Here is a 22,292-nt window from a genome sequence, read left to right as displayed (position 1 = left end):
CATCCTGCCGGAAATCCCCGCTCGCGTGCGGATTGCGCGCCCCGCGCGCGGGGATGGCGCGGCGCCGTCCGTGCCCCGCCGGCCGGTATCGTTCCCCCGTGACCACCCCCGCGCCGCCCGACACCCCGCGCCCCACCCACGTGCGCGTGCGGTCGGCGCACGGGATCGGTCGGCTCACCCTCGACCGTCCCCGTGCCCTGAACGCGCTGGATCTCGGCATGATCCATGATCTGACGACGGCGCTCGAGGCGTGGCTGCACGACAGCGACGTGCAGCGCGTGATCATCGACGGCGCCGGCGACCGCGGGCTGTGCGCGGGCGGCGACGTGCGGGGCCTGTACGACCAGATCACGGCGGGCCGGCCGGCGGATGTCGCGACGTTCTTCCGCGCCGAGTACGCGCTCGACACCCTCATCGCCGAGTACCCCAAGCCCGTCATCGTACTCGCCGACGGCATCACGATGGGCGGCGGCATCGGGCTCGCCGGGCACGCGGCGATCCGCGTGGTCACCGAACGCTCGGTGCTCGCGATGCCCGAGACGCGCATCGGCTTCACCCCCGACGTCGGCGGTTCGCTGCTGCTGTCGCGTGCTCCGGGCCGCCTCGGCGAGTACCTGGGGCTCACGGGAGCGACGATGGATGCCGCCGATGCGATCTACGCCGGATTCGCCGATCATCTGGTGCCCTCCGCCCACCTCCCGGCCGTGATCGAGGCCTTCGAGTCCCGCGCCGACCCCGCCGGGGCGACGGAGATCGTGCTGCTCTTCGATGAGACGCCGGAGCCCTCTCGCCTCGCGGCCGATCGCGCATGGATCGACGATGCGTTCTCGGCCGACACCGTGCCGCAGATCATCGAGCGTCTGCGCGCGCGGCCCGAGGCAGCGGCATCCCGCACCGCCGACACCCTCGAGGAGCTGGCGCCCACCGCGCTCACCGTGACGCTCGCGGCGATCCGGCGCGCCCGCGAGCTGCCGCACCTGCGCGCGGTGCTCGCCCAGGAGTACGGCCTCGTGATGTGGTTCGCGATGACGCAGCCCGACCTCGTCGAGGGCATCCGCGCGCAGCTCGTCGACAAGGACCGCGCCCCGCGCTGGCGCCCGGCGACACTCGCCGCGGTCACCCCGGGTGCGGCGTGGGCGGCGCTGAACTACCGGCCCGAGGCGCCGCTCTGGTCCTAGAGTGAGCGCCATGACGGGCTCGGAGTCGGGGAGGCGGCGGCGCTACTCCATCGGCGCCGTGCTCGACTGGTTCTTCTTCGTCTTCGCGGGCCTCGCCGCACTGTGGCTGGCCTACCTGGGCGTCACCGAGTCGTTCCAGGTCGGCTGGTGGGGCATTCCCGTCGCCGTGCTGTTCTGGGTCGTCATCGCCTACCTCGTGCTGCCGCGCCTGCACCGCATCCTCACCACGATCTACGTGCCCGACTACTTCATCGGCCGCACGCGCACGAGCGACGGGCTGCTCGGCGACCCGGTCAATCTCGCGTTCCGGGGTACGGGCGATCAGATCGAGGCGGCGCTCCGCCGCGCCGGCTGGACGCGCGCCGACCCCGTCACCCTCGCCTCGTCGTGGCGCATCATCGAGTCCACGCTGCGTCGCCGCAGCTATCACGAGGCGCCCGTGAGCCCGCTCTTCCTGTTCTCGCGACAGCAGGACTTCGCCTACCAGCAGGAGGTCGACGGCAGCCCGTCGCAGCGCCACCACGTGCGGTTCTGGCGGTGCCCCGACGGATGGATGCTGCCGGGCGGCATCCGCGTCGACTGGCTGGCCGCGGGCACCTTCGACACGGCCGTCGGGCTCTCGCTGTTCACGCTGCAGGTCACGCACCGCATCGATGCCGACACCGACATCGAGCGCGATCACATCGTCCGGACGGTGACGACGGCGGACCCCGCCGTCACCCTCACGGTGATCCCCGACTTCTCGACGGGTTATCACGCCCGCAACGGCGGCGGAGACAGCATCCGCACCGACGGCGATCTGCCGATCGTCGACGTGAGCGCGGTCGTCGTCGCACCCGCTCCCGCCCCGGCGCCCGCCACAGGAGTGACGTCATGAGCGCCCCACGCAAGCGCGCCGCGTTCGAGTCGCCCATCGAGCTCGTTGCGCCCGTGGACGGCGAAGCCGAGATGGCGAGACCGCTGGCGACGACCGCGGGCGCGGCGCTCGTGCTGCTGCGGGTGCTGGCCGGGGCGCTCTGGCTCGTCGCGCTCGCGGCCAACTGGGGGCCGATCGCGCGCGACGCCGCCGCGGACATCGCCGACATCACCCTCTCGCCCGATCTCGAGCAGGCGGGGCTGCTGATCGTGATCCTCGTGGTGGGGGCAGTGCTGCTGGCCGATCTTGTGCTCGCGGTCTTCATCTACCGGGGGCACAACTGGCCCCGCGTGATCGTGATGATCGTCTCGACGGTATCGATCACGACCGCCTTCCTGCAGTGGTGGGTGGGCGGGCAGGACATCCGGCTCGCGACGACTCTCGTCACACTGGGTCTGGACGTGCTCGTGCTGCTGGCGCTGTCGAGTCGCGACGCGGCGGCCTATGCCCGTCGGCCGCGGCGCCGGCGCTGAGCCCGCCCCGATCGTGCCGGGGTAGCCTGTAAGCCGCCGTCGGCGGGGAGGGGTGTGACCGGATGTTCGACAGCCCCCTCTCGCACTCCGCGTACGAGGTGCTCGGGGTCGCCGCGGATGCGAGCGAGGACGACCTTCGCCGCGCCTATCGCCTGCGGCTGCGGGCGACGCACCCGGATACGGGCGGCGACGCCGCCGCCTTCGTGCAGGTGCAGCGCGCGTGGGAGCTGGTCGGCACCGCCGAGGCCCGCGCCCTCTACGACCGCGGCCACGGCTTCGGCGATTTCGCCCCGACGACCGACGCGGATGCCGCCGGCTGGCGTCCGCGCGGAGCCCCGGCCGACACGCGGCCCAAGGCGCGCGTGTACGGCCACCCCGGCGGATGGCGGCGCGAGCGCTATCTGACGCTCATGCGGGAGTGGGTCGGCCGGGGGGTCGAGCTCGAGGACCCGTACGCGCCGCATCTGGTGCGCACGGCGCCGCACGAGATCCGGCGGCTCCTCGCCGACGCGCTCGCCGAGGAGGAGACCGCCCGCGTCGTCGCCGACCTGGGCATGGGCTTCACGGTGTGGCACGACGTCGCCGCCGCGGGGCGGCGCGGGGGCGAGCCGGATGCCAAGCTCGACCACATCGTGCTGAGCCCGAGCGGCCTGTACGGGGTGCTGTCCGAGGACTTCGGCGGACCGGTGTCGCTGCGCCGCGGCGAGCTCGTGGGCGAGGACGTCGAGGGATCGCCGATCGCCGACCTGCTGGCGCGCATGCGCGTGATCGGGCGCGCCGCGGGGGTGCGCTTCGGCGGGGCGATCGTCGTGCTGCCCGACGAGGACCTGCCCCAGGCGATCCTCGAGGTGGGCAAGGTGCGGGGCGTCCCGGTCGTCGTGTGCGGCCGCGCGGCGCTCGCGACCGTGCTCCGGCGCGGCGTGCCCGGCGCGCGCGACATCGGCGGCAACGAGATCTTCGACGTGCGCACGCGGCTCCAGCACACGGTCGCGTTCGTCTGACGCGGCGCAGGCCACGCTAGTTTGGCCGCATGGACCCCGTCGCCTGGACCTTCGCCATCCTGGGCCTGGCGGTGGTCGCGTTCTTGAGCGGACGCATCGCGCTCGAGGTCGTGGCGGTGGGCGTGGCGCTGGCCTTGTGGGCGACCGGCGTGCTCACGCTGCCGGAGGCGCTCGCGGGTTTCGGTGATGCGACGGTGATCTTCATCGCCTCGCTCTTCGTCGTGAGCGAGTCGCTCGATGCCACTGGCGTCACGGCGTGGGTGGGACAGCAGGTCATGCGCCGCGGCATCACGGGGCGCGGCCGGCTCGTCGTCGTGCTCGGGCTGATGGTCGCCGTCCTCGCCGCGTTCATCAGCATCAACGGCGCCGTCGCGGCGCTGCTGCCGGTCGTCGTGGTCGTCGCGGTCAAGGCCCGGATCGTGCCCTCCCGTCTGCTGATCCCCCTCGCGTTCGCGGCGAGCGCGGGATCGCTGCTGACCCTGACGGGCACGCCCGTCAACATCGTCGTCTCGGACGCGGCAGTCGCCGCCGGCGGGCGCGCGTTCGGCTTCTTCGAGTTCGCCCTCGCGGGCGTCCCGGTCGTGGCGCTCACGATCGCCTATCTCGCGCTGTTCGGAGATCGCCTGCTGCCGGCCCGGTCGGCGGATCAGCTGGGCGACCCGCCGACCGACGCGAGCGAGGTGGCCCGCGGCTGGCGCGACAGCTACCAGGTCTCGCTCGACACGGGGCGGATGTTCAGCGTCGAGGAGGGTGTCGCCGAGGTGCTGATCCCGCCGCGCTCGTCGCTCGTCGGGCGCACGGTCTTTCCCGGCATGACGACGCGGCGCGAGAACCTCGTCATCCTCGCCGTGCGTCGCGGCGCGGAGGGCGAGGCGGCACCCAGGCCCGACGGAGAGGTGACGCTGCGACCCGGCGATGCGGTGCTCGTGCAGGGCCCGTGGGAGTCGCTCGAGCGCTACGTGCACACCGGCGACGTGACGCCGGTCACCTCCCCCCAGTCGCTGCGCCGCGCGGTACCGCTCGGTCGCGGGGCGAAGCGCGCTCTCGTGATCCTCGCGATCATGGTCGTGCTCCTCGCGACGGGCGTCGTACCGCCCGTCGTTGCGGGTCTTCTCGCCGCGGGGGCCCTTCTCGTCACGCGCGTGCTGAGCATCCCGCAGACCTACCGCGCGATCTCGTGGACGACGGTCGTGCTGATCGCTGGCATGATCCCGCTCTCGTCGGCCTTCCTCTCCACCGGCGCGGCCGATGTCGTCGCCGGCGCCCTCCTGACCTGGATCGGCGACACCTCGCCCCACCTGGCCCTGCTGGTGCTGTGCGTTGTCACCGTCGTGCTCGGCCAGTTCATCTCCAACGTGGCGACCGTGCTCGTGGTCGCCCCCATCGCCGCGTCCGTGTCGGCGGCCCTGGACACCAGCATCCAGCCCTTCATGATGGCGCTGACGGTGGCGGGGGCGGCGTCGTTCCTGACGCCGATCGCGACACCCGTGAACCTCATGGTGATGCAGCCCGGTGGCTACCGCTTCGGCGACTACTGGCGCCTCGGTCTGCCCCTCGTGATCGTCTTCGTCGCCGTCGCCGTGCTCTGGGTGCCGGTGATCTGGCCCTTCTGATCGTGCGCGGCGGGGCGGGGACGGTACGGCGTGATCCCCGGACCGCACCGATAGCCTGGCCGGGGAGGGTGTGGATGTCTCAGAAGGAGCCGCTGTCGCCCGCGCTGCGCACGCTGCTGGCGCTCGCGGCATCCGTCGTGGCGCTGGCGGGGTTGTACCTGGCGCGCGACATCGCCGGACCGCTGATCCTCGGCGCGGTGCTCGTGATCATCGTCCACCCGGTGCGCGTCCCGCTCGAACGGCGTGGGTGGCCGCGATGGCTCGCCACGACGACCGTGATCGTCGTCGCGTACCTGATCCTCGCGGCGCTGGCGTGGATGCTGTACTACGCCGGCACGCAGTTCGTCCGTCTGGTGATCGACTTCGAGCAGCAGCTGCGCCAGAGCGCCGACAGCCTTCTCGCCTGGCTGCAGTCCGTCGGCCTGGATCAGCAGGCGGCGGATGCCGCCGCCTCGGCGCTGCAGCCCTCGACGCTCCTGAGCCTGGCGACATCCCTCGGCGGCACCGCCCTGGGCGTCGCGACGGCGTTCTTCTTCGTGCTCGCGTACGTGATCTTCATGTCCGCGGACGCCGCACGCTATCAGCAGGCGCCCGAGCTGTTCGGGCAGCAGGCGCACGCGACGATCGCGCGGGTGCGCACGTTCTGCACGGGAGTGCGGCGTTACTACGTCGTGAACGCGAGCTTCGGTGCCGTGGTCGCGATCGTCGACGGACTCGCGCTCTGGGCCCTCGGCATCCCCGTCCCGGCGGTGTGGGCGATCCTCGCGTTCGTGACGAACTTCATCCCGAACATCGGATTCGTGCTCGGCGTCATCCCGCCTGCCCTGCTGGCGCTCGTCGTGGGCGGCTGGCCGATGATGCTCGCCGTGCTGGCGATCTACAGCGTCGTCAACGTCGTGCTCCAGGTGCTCGTGCAGCCCAAATTCGTCAGCGACGCGGTCAGCCTCAGCCTCACCCTGAGCTTCTTCTCGGTCATCTTCTGGACCTTCGTGATCGGACCGCTCGGTGCGATCCTCTCCATCCCGCTCACCCTGCTCGTCCGTGCGCTCGTGCTCGAGGGCGATCCCGGGGCATGGTGGCTGCGCTGGCTCTCGGGAGACACGGCGGCCGCGCCCCCGCGGCCGGCACCTGTGGACGACCCGCCCGCCGAGGCTCCTACGCGACGCTCTCGTCGAGCGGCGCGGCGGCGGGATCGGGTGCGGGACGCTCGATGACCTCGAGCACGAGCACCACCAGAGCGGCGATCACGAGGGTCCAGATCACGAGCCCCGGGGTCAGGGGGCGCACGAAGAGCACGACGGCCGCGGCGATCACGGCGACCGCGGCACGCATGAGCACGCGCTGACGATAGAGCCACACGCCCACCCGGCCGGTGCTGAGCCCGCGCCGCTCCAGCACGTCGCGCAGTGACCCGGCCCCCGAATGCACGAGCCCGCGCAGGCGCCTCGGTACGCGGAACGGTCCCGTGAACCAGCCGACGAGGGCCACGACGATCGCGAGCACGAGCACGGCCACCGCGGTGTCCCGCATCGCGCCCGTGAACGTCGCGAAGAGCACCTCGGCCGCGCGCGCGGGCAGCGGGTCGGGGGTGACGGTCGCGATGAACACGATGCGTCCGATCGCGAAGCCGGCGACCACGATCACCATCGACAGCGCCAGGGTGACGGATGCCGCCACCAGCGCCACCGAACGGCGCCTCGCCACGAGCACCCCGGCGGCGAGCAGGCCGATCGCGATCCAGGGCAGCCACAGCCCCGCGGCCAGCGTGAGTCCGTAGCCCAGCTGCACGCTCGGCAGGGCGTCCGACTGCGCGATCGCGATCGTGCGGTCGATCGTCGGGATGGATGCCGCCAGCCCGATCCCCTGGGCGACGAGGGCGTCCTTGACGGCGTCGATGATCGGGGCGAGCTGGATGCCGATCGTGCCGTCGTCTGCGAGGTCGAGCGCCATGCCCTCCTCGCCCGCGAGCGCTCCCGTCAGCTGTGTGTGGCTCACGCGCAGCGCGGTCGCCCACACGTTCGAGAACGCGTCGGATGCGACGAAGCCCTCGACCGTGCGGTCGATGAGCGACTGCACCCCCTGAGCCGCCGGGCCCTTGAGCAGCTCGAGGGCACGCGTGGCCGCGGGGCCGGTGCCGAGGTCGATCACGCCGTCGATGACGTCGGAGGTGAGGGCCCCGACATCCAGCTGTCCCTCGATCGCCGTGAGCACCTGATCGGCGACGACGGCCTGCACCGCCGGATCATCGGCCAGGGGTCCGTAGGCGGCGACGAATCGATCGGTGTCGGTGAGCTGCACATTGGCCCAGACCGCGACGACGGCGATGGGGGCGAGCAGCGCGCCGAGCGTGATGAGCACGGTCGCCAGCAGCGTCCAGCCCCACGCGCGGCGGTGCGGGACTGCCGTGTCGGCCGGCGCATCGAGCACGAGCGTGTCGGCGGCGCTTGCGGCGTGCGCGGCGCGTTCGCGCAGCGCCGCGTTCTCGGCCTCGAGGGCATCGATTCGGCGGCGCAGATCGGTGGTGGTCAGGCGCGGCATGACGCTCCCCTCGTGGGCTCTGCGCTCACTGTAGCGATGCGCGCGGAGGTGGTGGGGGTCAGCCGTCGGCCAGTCCGAGCAACTCGAGCGGATGCGTGAGCCGCCACCACATGCTCGGGTCCTCGACGGCCGACTGCAGCACCGCGTCGACGTCGGCCGCATCGACGGGCCCCGTGACCTGCAGGGTGCCGGCCACCACGCCCGCGGCGCGGTCGTCGCCGGACTCGCCCAGGGCGAGCTGCGGCGTCGCGGTCGCCGCGCCGCCGTTGAAGAGGATGACGGCGGCGTCGGCGTCGGTGACGATCGGGACGGGCTCGCCCCACAGGGTGGTGACGGTGCCGACGACCGTGCCCGCCGGAACCGCGAGGGTCGGCTGAAGCGGCGCGTCGAGCGAGGCCAGCAGCGCTCGCGCCTCATCGAACCGTGCGGCGCTGGTGTCTTGGCCGAGCACGGCGACGAAGGCTCGCACCGTGACGTCGCCGACCGCGATGTCGCGCGCGGCCAGCAGGTTGTAGTCGCGCCCGAGGAACCCGGTCTTGACCCCGATCACTCCCGGTTCGCCGAGCAGCGCGTTCGTGTTCTCGACGAGCCCCACGCCCGGCAGGTCGACGGAGGGCTTGGCGACGATCTCGGCGATGACGGGGTTGGTCAGCGCGCGCTGCGCCAGGGTCACGAGGGCTGCGGGCGTGGCGACATTGCGCGGACTGATGCCCGAGGGGTCGACCACCGTGATGCCGCCCAGGCCGTGCTGCGCGAGCCATTCGTTCGCGGCTCGCGCGTAGACCGCGTGCGAGGGGGCGATCTGCGCGACGAGATAGTCGGCGTAGTTGCCGGCCGAGCCGATGAGCAGGCCCTCGAGAAGCTGGTACTGGGTGAGGCTCTCGCCCACCACGACCGGCAGCGCCGACTCGCCGGCGGCGATCGTCGCGCGGTAGTCCGCCCGATCGGCGGCGGTGAAGGTGTACTCGGGACCTTGCTCGCCGACCGCGAGCGGCAGACGATCGAGCACGACGAGCGCCGTGACGACCTTGGTGATGCTCGCCATGGGCACGGCCTCGCCGGCGCTCGACAGGGGCGAGCCGAGCCCCGCGACGCCGAGCGCGGCCGAGCCGTCGGCGGGCCACGCGGGCGCGGCGGCGACGGCCGGGTTCGTCGTCACCGCCACCGCCTCCACCCGGGGTGCGACAGCGTGCAGGGGCCACAGCAGCAGGGCGGCGCCGTAGCCGAGCACGAGGACGAGCACGACGGCGAGGGGCGGCAGCAGCGCCGCGCGCCACGCGGATCCGGGGCGGCGGGGGCCGATCAGGTCGCCGTCGTCGTCACCCGGGAGGTCGCCCCGTGCCCCGGAGGTGATCGTGTCGTCGCGCAGCCACGCCAGGGCGGGCGCGGCGGTCGGGGTCACACGGCCAAGATATCGCCCCCGCGGGGGTGGCTATACTCATGCCCACAACACACGGGAGTCCGGTGAGCCGGGCTGAGAGGAAGCGAACCACGCTTCGACCGTCGAACCTGATCCGGATCATGCCGGCGCAGGGAGGAGATCACAATGAGCACGTCCACGTCCACGTCCGCCCCCGTGCAGGGGGGCTTCGGCCGCATCGTCTGGCGCTGGAGGGTCGTCGACATCGTCGTCGCCAGCGTCATCGGCGTCGCCTGCGCCGCCGTCTTCCTGCTCTGGAACGTCGGGTACCAGCTGCCCAGCGAGGCCCTCGCGCCCCTGCTGCCCGGCGTGCAGGGTCTGCTCGCCGGTCCCTGGCTCGTCGCCGGCGTGCTCGGCGGCCTCATCATCCGCAAGCCCGGCGCCGCCCTCTACACCGAACTGCTCGCCGCCGTGATCTCGGCGCTCGTGGGCAACCAGTGGGGGCCACTGACGATCGTGTCGGGCCTCGTGCAGGGGCTCGGCGCCGAGCTCGTCTTCCTGCTCTTCGCGTACGCCGTGTGGCGTCTGCCGGTCGCGATCCTCGCGGGGGCCGGCGCCGGGCTCGCGTGCGGCATCAACGACCGCATCCTCTGGTACGCCGGCGCCGACACCACCTTCACGATCGTCTACATCGTCTCCACGACGATCTCGGGCGCCGTCATCGCGGGAGCGGGGTCCTGGTTCGTCGCGCGCGGGCTCGCGCAGACGGGCGCGCTGTCGCGGTTCGCGTCGGGCCGCGAGGTCTCGCGACGCGTCTGAGCGTCGTGATGACAGCATCCGTTCGTCCCGCCGCGGTCGACGCGCGCGGCTGGGGCTGGCGCTACGCCTCGCGCAGGCGGTGGGCGGCGCGTGAGGTCTCGCTGCGGATCGATCCCGGCACGCGGGTGCTGCTGCTCGGCGCATCGGGTGCCGGCAAATCGACCCTGCTGCACGCCCTCGCGGGGGTGCTCGGCGGCGACGACGAGGGCGAGAGCCTCGGCGAGCTGACGATCGACGGGGTGCCGGCCGCCCGCGCCCGGGGCCGGGCGGGGCTCGTGCTGCAGGATCCCGACAGCCAGGCGATCCTCGCGCGGGTCGGCGACGACGTCGCGTTCGGATGCGAGAACCTCGGCGTGCCCCGGGCGGCGATCTGGCCTCGGGTCGCCGATGCGCTCGACGCCGTGGGCCTGGATGTGCCGCTCGATCGGTCCACCTCGGCGCTCTCGGGCGGGCAGAAGCAGCGACTCGCGCTCGCCGGGGTGCTCGCGATGCGCCCGGGGCTGATCCTGCTCGACGAGCCGACCGCGAACCTCGACCCCGCGGGAGTGAGCGAGGTGCGGGATGCTGTCGCCCGATCCCTCGAACGCACCGGAGCGACGCTCGTCGTGGTCGAGCATCGCCTCGACGTGTGGCTGCCGCTCGTGGACCGGGTCGTCGTGCTGGGGGAGGGCGGCGTCATCGCCGACGGTTCCCCCGACGCCGTGCTGCACGGGCACGGCCGAGAGCTCGCCGCGGGGGGTGTGTGGGTGCCGGGATTTCCCCCGCCGCCGCCCCCGCCCCCCGCGGTGTCGCCCGGTGCGCCGCTGCTGGAGGCGCGTGAGCTCGCCGTCGCACGGGTGCGCGGCTCCATCGTCGCGGGGTCGGTCGATCTCGACGTGCGCCCCGGCGAGGTCGTCGGCATCACGGGGCCCAACGGCGCCGGAAAATCGACGCTGGGCCTGACTCTCGCGGGGCTCCTGGCGCCGGCGAAGGGCCGGGTGGCGGCATCCACGTCTCTCGCGGGAGATGCGAAACGCGAGCCGATCGCATGGTCGTCGCGTCAGCTGCTGACGCGCGTCGGCACGGTGCTGCAGGATCCCGAACACCAGCTGCTCGCGACCACGGTGCGGCGCGAGCTCGAGGTCGGGCCTCGCGCGCTGGGACTCGGTGAGGGCGAGATCGCCGCCCGCACCGATGCGCTGCTCGCGCGTCTGCGCCTCGCGGCGCTCGCCGACGCCAATCCGTACACGCTCTCGGGCGGAGAGAAGCGGCGCCTCACCGTCGGCGGCATGCTCGCGACCCGACCGCGCGTGATGGTGCTCGACGAGCCGACGTTCGGGCAGGATGCTCTGACCTGGGCCGAACTCGTCGCCCTGATCGCCGAGCTGCGCGACGGGCGCGGGGGTGGGGGCGAGAGCCCCGCTGCGGTCGTCGCGGTCACCCACGACGCCGCGGTGCTGCGGGCCCTGCACGCGCGCGAGTTCGCGCTGAGGGCGCCGTGATCGGGCAGCAGCAGGAGCGCGCCGTGCGGGCGGGTCCCGTCGCGGGCATCAATCCTGTCGCCAAGCTCGCGGCGGCGCTGCTGATCGCGCTGCCGCTCGTGCTCACCATCGACTGGGTCTCGGCAGCGGTCGCGCTCGGGCTCTCCGGCATCCTGTTCGTGCTGTCGGGGGTGCGGTGGCGCGAGTTCTGGCTGCGCACCCTGCCCGTGTGGGTTGCCGCGCCCCTGACGGCCGTGACGATCGCCCTCTACGGGCAGACGTCGGGGCAGATCTACGTCGAGTGGTTCGTCGTGCGCATCAGCGAAGGATCGCTCGAGCTGGCCGTGGCGACCTTCTTCCGCGTGCTGGCGATCGCGCTGCCGGGCATCGTGCTGTTCGTCACGGTCGATCCGACCGACCTCGCCGACGGCCTCGCCCAGATCGTGCGCCTGCCCGCCCGCTTCGTCCTGGGCGCGCTCGCCGGAATGCGGATGCTGGGGCTGCTCGCCGACGACTGGCGCGCCCTCGCGCTGGCGCGGCGGGCGCGCGGGGTCGCCGACGAGGGCCGCGTGCGGCGGGTTCTCGGCATGGCATTCGCGCTGTTCGTACTGGCGATCCGCCGCGGGACGAAGCTTGCGACCGCGATGGAGGCGCGCGGTTTCGGCGGAATCGCCGACGCGGACGGCCGCCCGATCACACGCACGTGGGCGCGCGAGTCGCGCTGGGGTGCGCGCGAGTGGGTGCTGGTCGCCGCCGGCGCCGCGATCAGCGCGACCGCCCTCGCGACCGCGGTGTGGGTGGGCTCATGGAACTTCATCCTCGGCCCGGCGTGAGGGCGGCGCGGCGTCCGGGGTGCGCGTGACACCCGGTGCCGCGTAGGCTGATGCGCGATTCCACGCGCGGCGCCACGACCGCCCGCGCGCGTGATGTTCGAAGGAGAACCCCATGCACGAAGGCAGATCCGGCGCGCTCGTCACGGGCGGCGCCAGCGGGCTCGGGCTCGCGACCGCGCGGCGTCTGGCCGGCGAGGGCATGGTCGTCACGATCATCGACCTGCCGTCCTCGCCCGGCGAAGAGATCGCCGCCGAGCTCGGCGGGGTCTTCGCACCCGCCGACGTCACGAACGAGGAGCAGGTGCGCGCGGCGGTCGCCGAAGCATCCGCGCTCGCGCCGCTGCGCGTCGTCGTGAACTGCGCGGGCATCGCCCCGCCCGCCAAGGTGCTCGACCGCGACGGAAACCCGTCCCCGATCGCCGACTTCGAGCGGGTCGTGCGCATCAACCTGATCGGCACGTACACCGTGATCGCCCAGGCGGCGGCATCGATGGCGGGCAACGAGCCGCTGCCCGGCGGCGACCGCGGGGTCATCGTCAACACGGCGAGTGTCGCCGCGTTCGACGGCCAGATCGGGCAGCCCGCGTACTCCGCGAGCAAGGGCGGCGTGCACGCGATGACACTGCCGATCGCGCGCGAGCTGGCACGCCACGGCATCCGCGTCGTCACGATCGCACCGGGAATCATGGAGACCCCGATGCTCAAGGGCCTGCCGCAGGCCGCACAGGATTCGCTCGGCGAACAGGTGCCCTACCCGTCGCGGCTGGGGCGACCCGAGGAGTACGCCGATCTCGCCCTGCACATCGTGCACAACGGCTATCTCAACGGCGAGACGATACGACTGGACGGGGCGATCCGGATGGCACCGCGATGACCGACAGCATCCGTCTGCGGATCGACGGGGGGCTCGCCCGCATCACGCTCAACCGGCCCGCGCGATTGAACGCGTTCGACGAGGCGATGGCGCACGCCTGGCAGGTCGCCTGCGTCGAGGCGACGTCGTCCGACGACATCGGCGCGATCCTCATCGACGCGGCCGGCCCCGCCTTCTGCGCGGGCGGCGACGTCGTCGCGATGGCGACCGCGGTCGGGACGGGTGCGGGCATCACCGAACTCGCCCACGTGATCCACGGCGGCATCCGCGCGCTCGTCGAGTCGTCGGTGCCGGTCGTGGCCGCCGCCCAGGGCACGACCGCGGGTGGCGGTCTCGGCATCCTCCTCGCCAGCGACTACGCGATCGCCGCCGCCGACTCCCGGATCGGCAGCCGGTACGCCGGTGTCGGGCTCACCCCCGACCTCTCGGTCTCGGCGCAGCTGGCCCGCGCCGTCGGCGAGCGCCGGGCGCTGCAGCTCGTGCTCGGCGACCGGATGCTGTCGGCCGATGAGGCCCGCGCGTGGGGCCTCATCGCCGAGGTCGTCGACGCGGGCGACGTCGCGTCGCGGGCCGAGGCCGTGGCCCGGTCCTGGCTCGAGGGCGCCACTGCAGCCTTCGGCCAGGCCAAGCGCCTCATCCGTTCCCAGCCGACGCGTTCGTTCGCCGACCAGCTCGACGAGGAGGCCCGCACGATCGGCGCGGCCTTCGACACCCCCGACGCCCGGGCGCGGATCGCCGCGTTCGCCCAGGCGTCCGCCTCCGCCGCATCCCGAAAGGACCCCCGATGACCGGAAAACCCCTCGCCGGACGCACGATCCTGATGTCGGGCGGAAGCCGCGGCATCGGCCTCGCGATCGCGCTGCGCGCGGCCGCGGACGGCGCCAACATCGCGATGCTCGCGAAGACCGACACCCCGCATCCACGCCTCGAGGGCACCGTGCACTCGGCGGCCGAGCAGATCCGCGCGGCGGGGGGCGAGGCGCTGCCGATCGTCGGTGATGTGAGATCCGACGACGACGTGACCGAGGCGGTGCTGAAGGCGCAAGGTGAGTTCGGGGGTATCGACATCGTCATCAACAACGCCAGCGTGATCGACCTGTCGGGCTCGCTCGACCTCGACGCGAAGAAGTACGACCTGATGCAGGACGTCAACGTGCGCGGCACCTTCATGCTCTCGCGTGCCGCGGTGCCGATCCTGCGCGACAGCAAGAACCCGCACATCCTCTCGCTCTCGCCCCCGCTGAACCCGACGCCGAGGTGGCTGGGGGCGCACACGGGGTATTCGCTGGCGAAGTTCGGCATGACGATGGTGACGCTGGGCCTTGCCGCCGAGTTCGCGGGCATCGCCGCGAACACGCTGTGGCCGCGCACGACCATCGCGACGGCCGCGGTGCAGAACCTGCTGGGCGGCGACCGCGTGATGGCGGCCAGCCGCACAGCCGAGATCTACGCCGACGCGGCGTACGAAGTCATCACCCGGCCTGCCGCGTCGTGCACGGGTCGGCAGCTGATCGTCGAGGACGTGCTGACCGAGGCCGGCGTCACCGACTTCTCGGGGTACGCAGCGGTGCCGGGCACGCCGGATTCGGCCCTGTTCCCCGACATCTTCCTCGACTGACGGGAGCTGGGCTGGGAACGGTGCCGGGCGCGGGGCGGAAGCGGGCCGCGCCCGGCTGACCGGAGCGGGCCGGGTGGCGGGTGGGTCACGCGGCGAAATCGGTCAACATTCCGGAGCGACGGCGGCCATCGTGTGCGGTGCCCGCAGAATTCCGGACCTGATCGTGCCGCTGGGCGACACTGTTTCCGGAATGTTGACCGCGCGAGGCGGCTACCATCGCCGCATGCCGGTGATGAGCGCGGGAATCCTGCTGTATCGACTCGGCCCGAACGGCGCGGACGCGGCCGAGGTCTTCCTCGCCCATATGGGCGGCCCGTTCTGGACCTCCAAGCGCGAGGGCGCCTGGACGATCCCCAAGGGCGAATACGATCCCGACACCGAAACGGCACGGGACGCTGCGCGTCGCGAGTTCGCCGAAGAGCTCGGCATCGCCCCGCCCGAGCTCGACCATGCCGAACTCGGCACGTTCGTGTACTCCTCGGGCAAACGCATTGTGGTGTTCGTCGCCGACGGCGCAGGGTTCGACCCGCCGCACCTGACCTTCGGCGAGTTCGACCTCGAGTGGCCGCCGCGTTCGGGGCGCATGCAGCGCTTCCCCGAGGTCGACGACGCGCGGTGGGTGCCCCTCGGCGAGGCCCGCACGCTGCTCGTCAAGGGCCAGCGTCCCGCGGTCGAGGCGTTGGAGCGGCTGCTGGCGGCGGCATCCACCCCCTGAGGCCTCAGGCGATGGACTTGCGCAGGAACACCTGCTCGATGCCGTCGTCGCCGGGCACCCGCTCGGACTCGGCGTAGCCCTCGCGTTCGTAGAGGCGCAGATTCGCCTCGCTGAGCGACCCGGTGAACAGTTCGGCCTCGCGGCAGCCCGCCGCGCGACCGCGGGCCTCGACGGCCGCGAGCAGCCGCGAGCCGATGCCCGCGCCCTGGACATCGGGTGCGATCGCCAGGCGTCCGATCAGCAGCAGGGCGCCGTCGACGCGGCCCCGCACGGCACCGACCATTCGCGTGCCGATGTGCGCGACGCATCCCTCGTTCTCGACCAGCTCGGCCTCCACCTCGTCGAGAGTCTGCGTGAGCGGCGGCATGTGCGGCGTGCCGTAGATCAGGGCCTCCTGCACGAAGGCCGCGCGCTGGAGGGTCAGCACCTCGCCCGCATCGCCGGGCTCGATGGCGCGGATCCGCACGTCGGTCATCGGGTCGGCTCCGGGCGGTCGCGGGCGGGCGGGACCGCGAGGTACCGGGCGTCGGGTGTGACATCGCTCATCCGGCACACTGTAGTGCCGCGGCGGCGCGGCTACCCTGGGAGGTATGACTGACACCCCCGCCGTGCGCACGACAAAACCGCGTCAGGTGCGCCCCACGACGGAGGGGTGGTCGCAGAAGAAGGATGCCGAGGGCCGGCCGCTGCTGCAGTTCGCTTCTCCGAAACGCGGCAAGCCTCCCGTGCATCTGGCCGATATGTCCCCCGCCGAGCGCGTGGCGAAAGCCACCGAGCTCGGGCTGCCCGGGTTCCGCGCCAAGCAGATCGCCGCGCACTACTTCACCCACTACACCGCCGATCCCGCCGACATGACCGACCTTCCGGCCGCGGGGCGCGAAGAGCTGGTCGCCGGTCTCCTGCCGCCGCTGCTGACCGAGGTGCGTCGGCTGCAGACCGACGGGGGCGACACGATCAAGTTCCTGTGGAAGCTGCATGACGGCGCCCTCGTCGAATCCGTTCTCATGCGCTATCCGGGCCGCATCACGCTGTGCGTGTCGAGCCAGGCAGGGTGCGGCATGAACTGCCCCTTCTGCGCGACGGGACAGGCGGGCCTCACGCGCAACATGTCGGCGGCCGAGATCGTCGACCAGATCGTGCGAGCCAACGCCGTCATCGCCGCGGGGGAGCTGGGCGGCAAGAAGAGCACCGACCACTCGCTCGAGCGCGTGTCGAACATCGTGTTCATGGGAATGGGCGAGCCCCTGGCCAACTACGCGCGCGTCATGCAGGCCGTGCGCGTGATGGTCGCGAAGCAGCCCGAGGGGCTCGGCATGAGCGCCCGCGGCATCACCGTGTCGACCGTCGGACTCGTGCCGGCGATCACGAAGCTCGCGAACGAAGACCTGCCGGTCACCTTCGCCCTCTCGCTGCACGCCCCCGACGACCTGCTGCGCGACGAGCTGATCCCGGTCAACTCGCGCTGGAAGGTCGATGAGGCACTGGATGCTGCACGCACCTACTTCGAGAAGACCGGGCGCCGTGTCTCCATCGAATACGCCCTGATCAAGGACATGAACGATCACGGCTGGCGCGCCGATCTGCTCGCGGAGAAGCTCAACGCGCGCGGCCGCGGCTGGGTGCATGTCAATCCGATCCCGCTGAACCCGACGCCCGGCTCGATCTGGACCGCGTCCGAGCGTGACGTGCAGAACGAGTTCGTGCGCCGGCTCAACGCGGCAGGGATCCCGACGACGCTCCGCGACACGCGCGGCAAGGAGATCGACGGCGCGTGCGGCCAGCTCGTCGCCACCGAGGACGACGAGCGCGCCGCCGCCGACGCCTGAGCGCCGCGGGGTGCCCGCGTGCCGCGGGTGCGTAGGAGCCGCGGGGGCGTGAGCGACAGCATCCCGCCCCGCTCCTATCCGCGTTGGGGCGTCAGAATCACGTTGGGGCGCGGAGCAGCACGCCCCAACGTGGTTTCAACGCCCCAACGTGCGGTTGATGCCGGCGCGACGCTGCGCGGGATGCCGGGGCGGCATCGGAGGCGCGCCCCGCCGCCGGGCCTGACAGAATCGGCGCATGCCGCACTGGGTCCTCGTCGCGCTCGCCGCCCTCGTGTTCGCCCTCGTCTCGGCGTGGGTGATCCGCCGGCTGCTGGATGTCGCGGTGGGCTGGGTGCGGGCGGTCGTGACCTCGGTCGCGGTGTTCGTGCTGGCGCTGCCCGTCGCGTCGCGGTCGCTCACGGCCGCCGACGTCCTGGTCGGCGGCCGCATCATCGTCGACGACGGTGTCGCCGCGGCCTTCCTCGCGTTGACGGTCGGGTGGATCTTCGCGGCGGCCGTGATCGTGGTGCTGACCTTCGAGTTCCTCTGGCCCTCGCACGGCATGCGGAACCCTGTGCGCGTCGTGCGCGATGCGATCCGCCGGCGTGATCGGGCGCGCCGGTACGTGCAGATCCTCGCGATCGGCTCGCGCCACGGGATCGGCTTCTACGAGAGCCGCCGCCGGGGCGATGACGACCGGCTTCCCGCGGCGCTCGTGGCCGCCATGAACGACGCGGGCGTCACCTTCGTCAAGCTCGGGCAGGTGCTCTCCTCGCGCGAGGATGTGCTGCCGCCCGCCCTGATCGAGGCCTTCTCGACCCTTCAGATGGATTCGACGCCGATCCCCTGGCCCGAGGCCCGGAGCGCGATCCAGGCGCAGCTGCACCGCCCGATCGAGGAGGTCTTCGCCGAGATCGATCCGCAGCCGCTGGCCGCAGCATCCGTCGCTCAGGTGCACACCGCGCGGCTCATGGGCGGCGAGGAGGTCGTCGTGAAGATCCAGCGGCCCCGCGCGCGCTCGCAGGTGACGACCGACCTCGACATCCTCGAGCGGCTCGCGATCGAGGGCGAACGCCGCACCGACTGGGCGAAGGACTACGGGGCGCGCGCGCTCGTCGACGAGTTCGCGCGCGCCCTGCGCGAGGAGCTCGACTACCGCATCGAGGCGTCGAACACCGAGATGCTGCGCTCGGCGGTGTCGGCATCGGGTCAGAGGCTGCTGCGGGTGCCGCGGGTGTTCGCGGAGTTCTCGACCCCCCAGATGCTGGTTCAGGAGCGGGTGACGGGAACCCCGTTCAGCCGTCTCGCGCACGATGCCCTGCCGGCGGATGAGGCGCAGCGCATCGCCGATGCCCTCCTGGATGCTGTCATGGACCAGATCGCGGTGCGCGGTGTCTTCCACGCCGACCTGCACCCCGGCAATCTCATGCTGGATCCCGACGGCACCGTCACGCTGATCGACTTCGGCGCCGTGGGTGTGCTCGAGTCGAGCATGCGCCGGCTGCTGCTGCCGATGCTGATCGGCATGGCGAACGAAGACGATGTCGCCGTGACCGATGTGGCGCTGCTGATGTGCGGCCCGCCGGCCGGCGACGCCGATGTCGCCCTGCTGCAGCGTGACATCGGCGTCATCCTCACCCGCATGCGCAACTCTCACGCCGACGGCAACGTGTTCCGGATGCTGCTCGACGTGCTCCGCCGGAACCGCATGGCCCTGCCGCCCTCGCTGCTGCTGGTGTTCCGCACGCTGGCATCGCTCGAGGGCACGTTGCGCAAGCTCGTGCCCGACTACGACATGGCCGCCCGGGCCCTCGACGTCGCGCCGCGTGTCGCGCTCTCCCTCGTGTCGCCGCGCGGTGCCGCTCTCACCGCGCAGACGTGGTCGGCGCTCGCGATCGAACAGGCCCGCCGCATGCCGCGACGGCTCGAGGCCGTGACCAGATCGCTCGAGGACGGCTCGTTCTCGATGCGGCTGCGCGTGTTCGAGAGCGAGGGTGAGCGATCGTGGATCGACTCGATCACCTCGCGCGTGTCATCCACGGTCGTCGGGGTCACTCTTGTCATCGCCGGCGTCCTGCTCGCCGTCGACGACGGCGGCCCTCTCGTCACGGGCGATGTGCCGGCCTTCGGGTTCCTCGGCAGCCTCATGGGCCTCGGCGGGCTGCTGTTGCTGCTGCGCGCGCTGCGCGGGGCGCTGCGCCGCCGCTGACGCCGGGGCGGGGCGTCCACGTGGGTCGGGCCTCGCCCCGGCCGCCGCCCCGGGGGGCCCCGTCCCGGCGGCGCGCCGTCCCGGCGGCGCCCCGTCCCGGCGGCGCCCCGTCCCGGCGGCGCCCACCGGGTCGAACCCACATTTTTGCAGCGAGCCACCACGCGTCGGATGGGGTTTCGCTGCAAAAATGTGGGTTCGCCGGGCGCCCGGCGGCCGGGCACCGGCGCCGGGCGCACGGCGCCGGCCGCACGGCGCCGGCCGCACGGCGCCGGGCCGCGGGCCCGCCGTCAGCCGCCGGTCGCGAGCTCGCGGCGGCGCATCAGGGCGAGGGATGCTGCGGCTCCCGCGGCCGCGGAGGGCAGCATCCACCACAGCCCGTTCGGGTCGACGGCGTCGGGTGCCGGCACGGGCGTCGCGGCGAACGGGGAGATCGCGATGATCTCGGTGGGCAGGCCGAAGATCGTGCCGAACAGAGCGAGCGCCGCGGCGGCGATGACGATGCCCCAGCCGAGGGGGATCGTCGCACGCGGCACGAGCACGAACACGACCGCGGCGGCGGCGACGAAGACGGATGCTGCCACCGCCTGTCCCGCGCCGACCACGACCGCATCGGTGGCCAGGCTCGGTTCGCCCGCTGTCGCGGTGATCGCCAGCGCCGCGGCCCCGACAGCGGCCGCGCAGATCACGAGGATGCCGACGACCGCGACGAGGAGGAACGCACCGAGCCAGGCCGCACGGGCGAGCGGGGTGGCCAGGGTGGGCTCGGCGGTGCCGTGGGTCTCCTCCTGCCGCGCGCGCATGATCGTTTGCACGCCGAAACACGCCGCGAGCACCCCGACCATCACGAAGAAGGTGACGAGCACGCCCTGATCCATGGATCCCTCCGCCGCCAGACGTTCGAGGATCGCGGCGATCTGCGGGTTGTCGGTGCCGACCTGCTCGACGAGGCCACCGAGGGTGGCGGAGAGAGCGCCCACGACGGTGGCACCGAGCGCCCACGCGAGGATCGATCCGGCGCTCAGGCGCCACACCAGCCCGGGGGTCGACGACAGCGTCCGTCCCGCGTTCGCGCGCCCTGCTCGCTCGGGCAGGGCACCCTCGCCGATGTCGCGCCGGGCCTGGATGAGCGCCGCGGCGGCGGCGAACACGACGAACGCGCCCGTGCACAGCAGCAGCGGGAGCGGGTCGTCGTCGCTGAGAGGCCGGACGTTCTCGGCCCAGGCGAAGGGCGAGAGCCAGGCGAGCCACGAACTCTCCATGCGGGTGAGGTCATCGCTCGGGGTGCCGAGCGCGTTGCCGACGCCGGCGAGGACGAAGGATCCGACGATGATGAGCACCGCGATCGAGTTGGCCGCCCGCGCCGAACGCACGAGCTGCGCCGCGAGGAGGCCGACGCCGAGGAAAACGACGCCCGATCCGGCGAGGGCGGCGCCGGCGAGCGCGGATCCCGCGGCGTCCTGCCCCGATGCGACGAGGGCGACCGCGGCGACCGCACCGGCCGCGACGCACGCGAGCGTGCCGTGCGCGATGGTCGCCCAGAACGGCGCCCACCGACCCGCGGGGGTCGCACCGACCAGCTCGGTGCGGCCGGTCTCCTCATCTGCCCGGGTGTGGCGCACGGCGAGGAAGGACGCCATGAACGCCACCAGGAGGATCAGGAAGGGCAGGATCAGGAAGATCAGGAACGCCCCCTCGCCAGTGCCCGAGGGCAGCCCGCGGAAGACGAGGATGACGGGGTTCGCGAGTGCGACGGCGACCAGCCCCGCGCGCTCCTGCTCGGTGCCGAAGGTGTCGGCGATGCCCGCGAACGCACCGAACGTGAGCGCCGTGATCGTGCCGATCCACAGGATCAGCTGCAGGGCGTCGCGCCGCAGACGCTGCCGCAGCAGGGGCGCGATGGCGGTCACGGCGCCGCCCCCGTGCCGGCTCCCGTGGCCGCCCCCGCCCCCGCATCGAGATCGTCGCCGTAGTGGCGCAGGAACAGCTCCTCGAGCGAGGGCGGCTCGATCCGCAGCCCGCGCACATCGCGGCGCGCCAGGTCGGGGAGCACGAGCGTCACCCGATCGCTGTCGACCGCGAGCGTGACCCTGCCGTGCACCGAGCGCACACCGTGCACGCCCGCGATGCGGGCGAGACCGGCAGCATCCCCGCCGTCGTCGTCGAACGACACCTGTGTGCGGGTCAGGTGCCGCAGCTGCTCGAGTGTGCCCGATTCGACGACGCGCCCCGCGCGGATGATGCTGACGCGATCGCAGAGCTGCTCGACCTCCGAGAGCACATGGCTCGACAGCAGCGCCGTCGCTCCGGCATCACGCGCCCGCGCGAGCTCGCGATGGAACACCACCGACATGAGCGGATCGAGGCCGCTCGTCGGCTCGTCGAGGATGTACAGGTCGGCGGGCACGGCGAACGCGGCGACGAGCGCCACCTTCTGTCGGTTGCCCTTCGAGTACGCGCGCCCCTTCTTGCGCGGGTCCAGGGTGAACGCCTCGAGCAGCCGTGTCTTCTCGGCCGTATACGCGGCATCCCCGCGGTGCGCACCCCGCAGCCGCGCGAGCAGGTCGATCGCCTCGCCCCCGGTGAGGTTCGGCCACAGGCTCACGTCGCCGGGAACGTATGCGATGCGCCGGTGCAGGTCGACCGCGCGGCGCCAGGGGTCGGCGCCGAAGACGGATGCTGTTCCGCCCGACGCCCGCGCAAGACCCAGCAGCACGCGGATCGTCGTCGACTTGCCCGCGCCGTTGGGCCCCAGAAAGCCGTGCACCTCGCCGGTGGCGACGTCGAGGTCGAGGCCGTCGAGGGCGCGCGTGCGGCCGTAGCGCTTCTCGAGGGCGCGCGTGAGGATGACACTGGTCATGCCGGGCAGGCTACGCCCGGGGC

20 protein-coding genes and 1 riboswitch are annotated in these 22,292 nt (G+C 72.6%); of the genes, 15 read left to right on the top strand and 5 right to left on the bottom strand.

Annotation, left to right across the window (positions count from 1 at the left end):
- Positions 1-98: 98 nt before the first annotated feature.
- From AB2L57_RS16310 to AB2L57_RS16285, 6 genes are all read left to right on the top strand, one after another.
- Complete coding sequence (locus tag AB2L57_RS16310) at positions 99-1,178, top strand: enoyl-CoA hydratase/isomerase family protein (RefSeq protein ID WP_409047582.1); 1,080 nt, start codon at positions 99-101, stop codon at positions 1,176-1,178.
- Positions 1,179-1,188: 10 nt separating this feature from the next.
- Positions 1,189-2,055: an LssY C-terminal domain-containing protein gene (locus AB2L57_RS16305; protein WP_409047581.1), complete on the top strand. Its 867-nt coding sequence runs from the start codon at positions 1,189-1,191 to the stop codon at positions 2,053-2,055.
- Positions 2,052-2,567, top strand: coding sequence for a hypothetical protein (locus AB2L57_RS16300; RefSeq protein WP_292812364.1), 516 nt, complete (start codon positions 2,052-2,054; stop codon positions 2,565-2,567). Before AB2L57_RS16305 ends, AB2L57_RS16300 begins: the two co-directional genes overlap by 4 nt.
- Positions 2,568-2,629: 62 nt before the next feature.
- The gene (locus tag AB2L57_RS16295; protein WP_292812362.1) at positions 2,630-3,568 is read left to right on the top strand and encodes a DnaJ domain-containing protein; all 939 of its coding nucleotides are present in this window, start codon (positions 2,630-2,632) and stop codon (positions 3,566-3,568) included.
- Between the two features lie 29 nt (positions 3,569-3,597).
- A complete protein-coding gene (locus tag AB2L57_RS16290) occupies positions 3,598-5,181 on the top strand; it encodes an SLC13 family permease (RefSeq protein WP_409047580.1) in 1,584 nt (527 codons plus the stop codon).
- Positions 5,182-5,255: 74 nt separating this feature from the next.
- Complete coding sequence (locus AB2L57_RS16285; protein WP_409047579.1) at positions 5,256-6,395, top strand: AI-2E family transporter; 1,140 nt, start codon at positions 5,256-5,258, stop codon at positions 6,393-6,395.
- Here the strand turns inward: AB2L57_RS16285 and AB2L57_RS16280 are convergent.
- Positions 6,337-7,719, bottom strand: a complete 1,383-nt coding sequence (locus tag AB2L57_RS16280) for a hypothetical protein (RefSeq protein WP_409047578.1) — start codon at positions 7,717-7,719, stop codon at positions 6,337-6,339. The two genes, AB2L57_RS16285 and AB2L57_RS16280, sit on opposite strands and share 59 nt — an antisense overlap.
- A gap of 58 nt (positions 7,720-7,777) precedes the next feature.
- Positions 7,778-9,121 carry a D-alanyl-D-alanine carboxypeptidase family protein gene (locus tag AB2L57_RS16275; RefSeq protein ID WP_409047577.1) on the bottom strand — a complete coding sequence of 448 codons (1,344 nt, stop codon included), beginning with the start codon at positions 9,119-9,121 and terminating at the stop codon, positions 7,778-7,780.
- Between the two features lie 41 nt (positions 9,122-9,162).
- A riboswitch (TPP riboswitch) is annotated at positions 9,163-9,273 on the top strand.
- On the opposite strand from AB2L57_RS16275, the gene AB2L57_RS16270 reads away from it, so the two are divergent.
- The 7 genes from AB2L57_RS16270 (at position 9,266) to AB2L57_RS16240 (ending at position 15,398) form a co-directional block, all read left to right on the top strand.
- Complete coding sequence (locus AB2L57_RS16270; RefSeq protein ID WP_409047576.1) at positions 9,266-9,898, top strand: ECF transporter S component; 633 nt, start codon at positions 9,266-9,268, stop codon at positions 9,896-9,898. (Overlaps the previous riboswitch by 8 nt.)
- An 8-nt stretch (positions 9,899-9,906) precedes the next feature.
- Positions 9,907-11,379 (top strand): ABC transporter ATP-binding protein, encoded by a 1,473-nt coding sequence (locus AB2L57_RS16265; RefSeq protein ID WP_409047575.1) that lies wholly within the window; start codon positions 9,907-9,909, stop codon positions 11,377-11,379.
- Complete coding sequence (locus AB2L57_RS16260) at positions 11,376-12,191, top strand: energy-coupling factor transporter transmembrane component T family protein (protein ID WP_409047574.1); 816 nt, start codon at positions 11,376-11,378, stop codon at positions 12,189-12,191. The genes AB2L57_RS16265 and AB2L57_RS16260 overlap by 4 nt, the downstream gene beginning before the upstream one ends.
- A 112-nt stretch (positions 12,192-12,303) precedes the next feature.
- Positions 12,304-13,065 carry an SDR family NAD(P)-dependent oxidoreductase gene (locus AB2L57_RS16255; protein WP_292812343.1) on the top strand — a complete coding sequence of 254 codons (762 nt, stop codon included), beginning with the start codon at positions 12,304-12,306 and terminating at the stop codon, positions 13,063-13,065.
- Positions 13,062-13,853, top strand: coding sequence for an enoyl-CoA hydratase/isomerase family protein (locus tag AB2L57_RS16250; RefSeq protein ID WP_409047573.1), 792 nt, complete (start codon positions 13,062-13,064; stop codon positions 13,851-13,853). Before AB2L57_RS16255 ends, AB2L57_RS16250 begins: the two co-directional genes overlap by 4 nt.
- The gene (locus tag AB2L57_RS16245; RefSeq protein ID WP_409047572.1) at positions 13,850-14,683 is read left to right on the top strand and encodes an SDR family oxidoreductase; all 834 of its coding nucleotides are present in this window, start codon (positions 13,850-13,852) and stop codon (positions 14,681-14,683) included. Before AB2L57_RS16250 ends, AB2L57_RS16245 begins: the two co-directional genes overlap by 4 nt.
- A gap of 223 nt (positions 14,684-14,906) precedes the next feature.
- Entirely contained in the window at positions 14,907-15,398 is a 492-nt protein-coding gene (locus AB2L57_RS16240; RefSeq protein ID WP_292812336.1) for an NUDIX domain-containing protein, read from the top strand.
- Positions 15,399-15,402: 4 nt separating this feature from the next.
- Here the strand turns inward: AB2L57_RS16240 and AB2L57_RS16235 are convergent, their stop codons facing one another.
- On the bottom strand, positions 15,403-15,873 hold the full coding sequence (locus AB2L57_RS16235; RefSeq protein WP_292812334.1) for a GNAT family N-acetyltransferase: 471 nt from the start codon (positions 15,871-15,873) through the stop codon (positions 15,403-15,405).
- A gap of 115 nt (positions 15,874-15,988) precedes the next feature.
- Between AB2L57_RS16235 and rlmN the strand changes: the two genes are divergently transcribed.
- Positions 15,989-17,224, top strand: coding sequence for a 23S rRNA (adenine(2503)-C(2))-methyltransferase RlmN (gene rlmN, locus AB2L57_RS16230; protein ID WP_292812331.1), 1,236 nt, complete (start codon positions 15,989-15,991; stop codon positions 17,222-17,224).
- Between the two features lie 235 nt (positions 17,225-17,459).
- The gene (locus tag AB2L57_RS16225) at positions 17,460-19,412 is read left to right on the top strand and encodes an AarF/ABC1/UbiB kinase family protein (RefSeq protein WP_292812329.1); all 1,953 of its coding nucleotides are present in this window, start codon (positions 17,460-17,462) and stop codon (positions 19,410-19,412) included.
- A 287-nt stretch (positions 19,413-19,699) separates the two neighbouring features.
- Here the strand turns inward: AB2L57_RS16225 and AB2L57_RS16220 are convergent, their stop codons facing one another.
- The gene (locus AB2L57_RS16220) at positions 19,700-21,319 is read right to left on the bottom strand and encodes an ABC transporter permease (RefSeq protein ID WP_292812327.1); all 1,620 of its coding nucleotides are present in this window, start codon (positions 21,317-21,319) and stop codon (positions 19,700-19,702) included.
- On the bottom strand, positions 21,316-22,269 hold the full coding sequence (locus AB2L57_RS16215) for an ABC transporter ATP-binding protein (protein ID WP_292812324.1): 954 nt from the start codon (positions 22,267-22,269) through the stop codon (positions 21,316-21,318). The genes AB2L57_RS16220 and AB2L57_RS16215 overlap by 4 nt, the downstream gene beginning before the upstream one ends.
- Positions 22,270-22,292 lie beyond the last annotated feature (23 nt).

This window comes from Microbacterium sp. HA-8 (assembly GCF_046111165.1).
Lineage (GTDB): Bacteria > Actinomycetota > Actinomycetes > Actinomycetales > Microbacteriaceae > Microbacterium.
Note: the sequence above shows the minus strand (reverse complement) of the source record. Positions and strands in the feature narration are given on the sequence as shown.

Coding starts and splice junctions, on each gene's coding strand:
- AB2L57_RS16295 (WP_292812362.1), top strand. CDS start 2,630: ATGTTCGACAGCCCCCTCTCGCACTCCGCGTACGAGGTGCTCGGGGTC.
- AB2L57_RS16225 (WP_292812329.1), top strand. CDS start 17,460: ATGCCGCACTGGGTCCTCGTCGCGCTCGCCGCCCTCGTGTTCGCCCTC.
- AB2L57_RS16285 (WP_409047579.1), top strand. CDS start 5,256: ATGTCTCAGAAGGAGCCGCTGTCGCCCGCGCTGCGCACGCTGCTGGCG.
- AB2L57_RS16235 (WP_292812334.1), bottom strand. CDS start 15,873: ATGACCGACGTGCGGATCCGCGCCATCGAGCCCGGCGATGCGGGCGAG.
- AB2L57_RS16250 (WP_409047573.1), top strand. CDS start 13,062: ATGACCGACAGCATCCGTCTGCGGATCGACGGGGGGCTCGCCCGCATC.
- AB2L57_RS16215 (WP_292812324.1), bottom strand. CDS start 22,269: ATGACCAGTGTCATCCTCACGCGCGCCCTCGAGAAGCGCTACGGCCGC.
- AB2L57_RS16240 (WP_292812336.1), top strand. CDS start 14,907: ATGCCGGTGATGAGCGCGGGAATCCTGCTGTATCGACTCGGCCCGAAC.
- AB2L57_RS16290 (WP_409047580.1), top strand. CDS start 3,598: ATGGACCCCGTCGCCTGGACCTTCGCCATCCTGGGCCTGGCGGTGGTC.
- AB2L57_RS16300 (WP_292812364.1), top strand. CDS start 2,052: ATGAGCGCCCCACGCAAGCGCGCCGCGTTCGAGTCGCCCATCGAGCTC.
- AB2L57_RS16255 (WP_292812343.1), top strand. CDS start 12,304: ATGCACGAAGGCAGATCCGGCGCGCTCGTCACGGGCGGCGCCAGCGGG.
- AB2L57_RS16280 (WP_409047578.1), bottom strand. CDS start 7,719: ATGCCGCGCCTGACCACCACCGATCTGCGCCGCCGAATCGATGCCCTC.
- AB2L57_RS16305 (WP_409047581.1), top strand. CDS start 1,189: ATGACGGGCTCGGAGTCGGGGAGGCGGCGGCGCTACTCCATCGGCGCC.
- rlmN (WP_292812331.1), top strand. CDS start 15,989: ATGACTGACACCCCCGCCGTGCGCACGACAAAACCGCGTCAGGTGCGC.
- AB2L57_RS16270 (WP_409047576.1), top strand. CDS start 9,266: ATGAGCACGTCCACGTCCACGTCCGCCCCCGTGCAGGGGGGCTTCGGC.
- AB2L57_RS16245 (WP_409047572.1), top strand. CDS start 13,850: ATGACCGGAAAACCCCTCGCCGGACGCACGATCCTGATGTCGGGCGGA.
- AB2L57_RS16265 (WP_409047575.1), top strand. CDS start 9,907: ATGACAGCATCCGTTCGTCCCGCCGCGGTCGACGCGCGCGGCTGGGGC.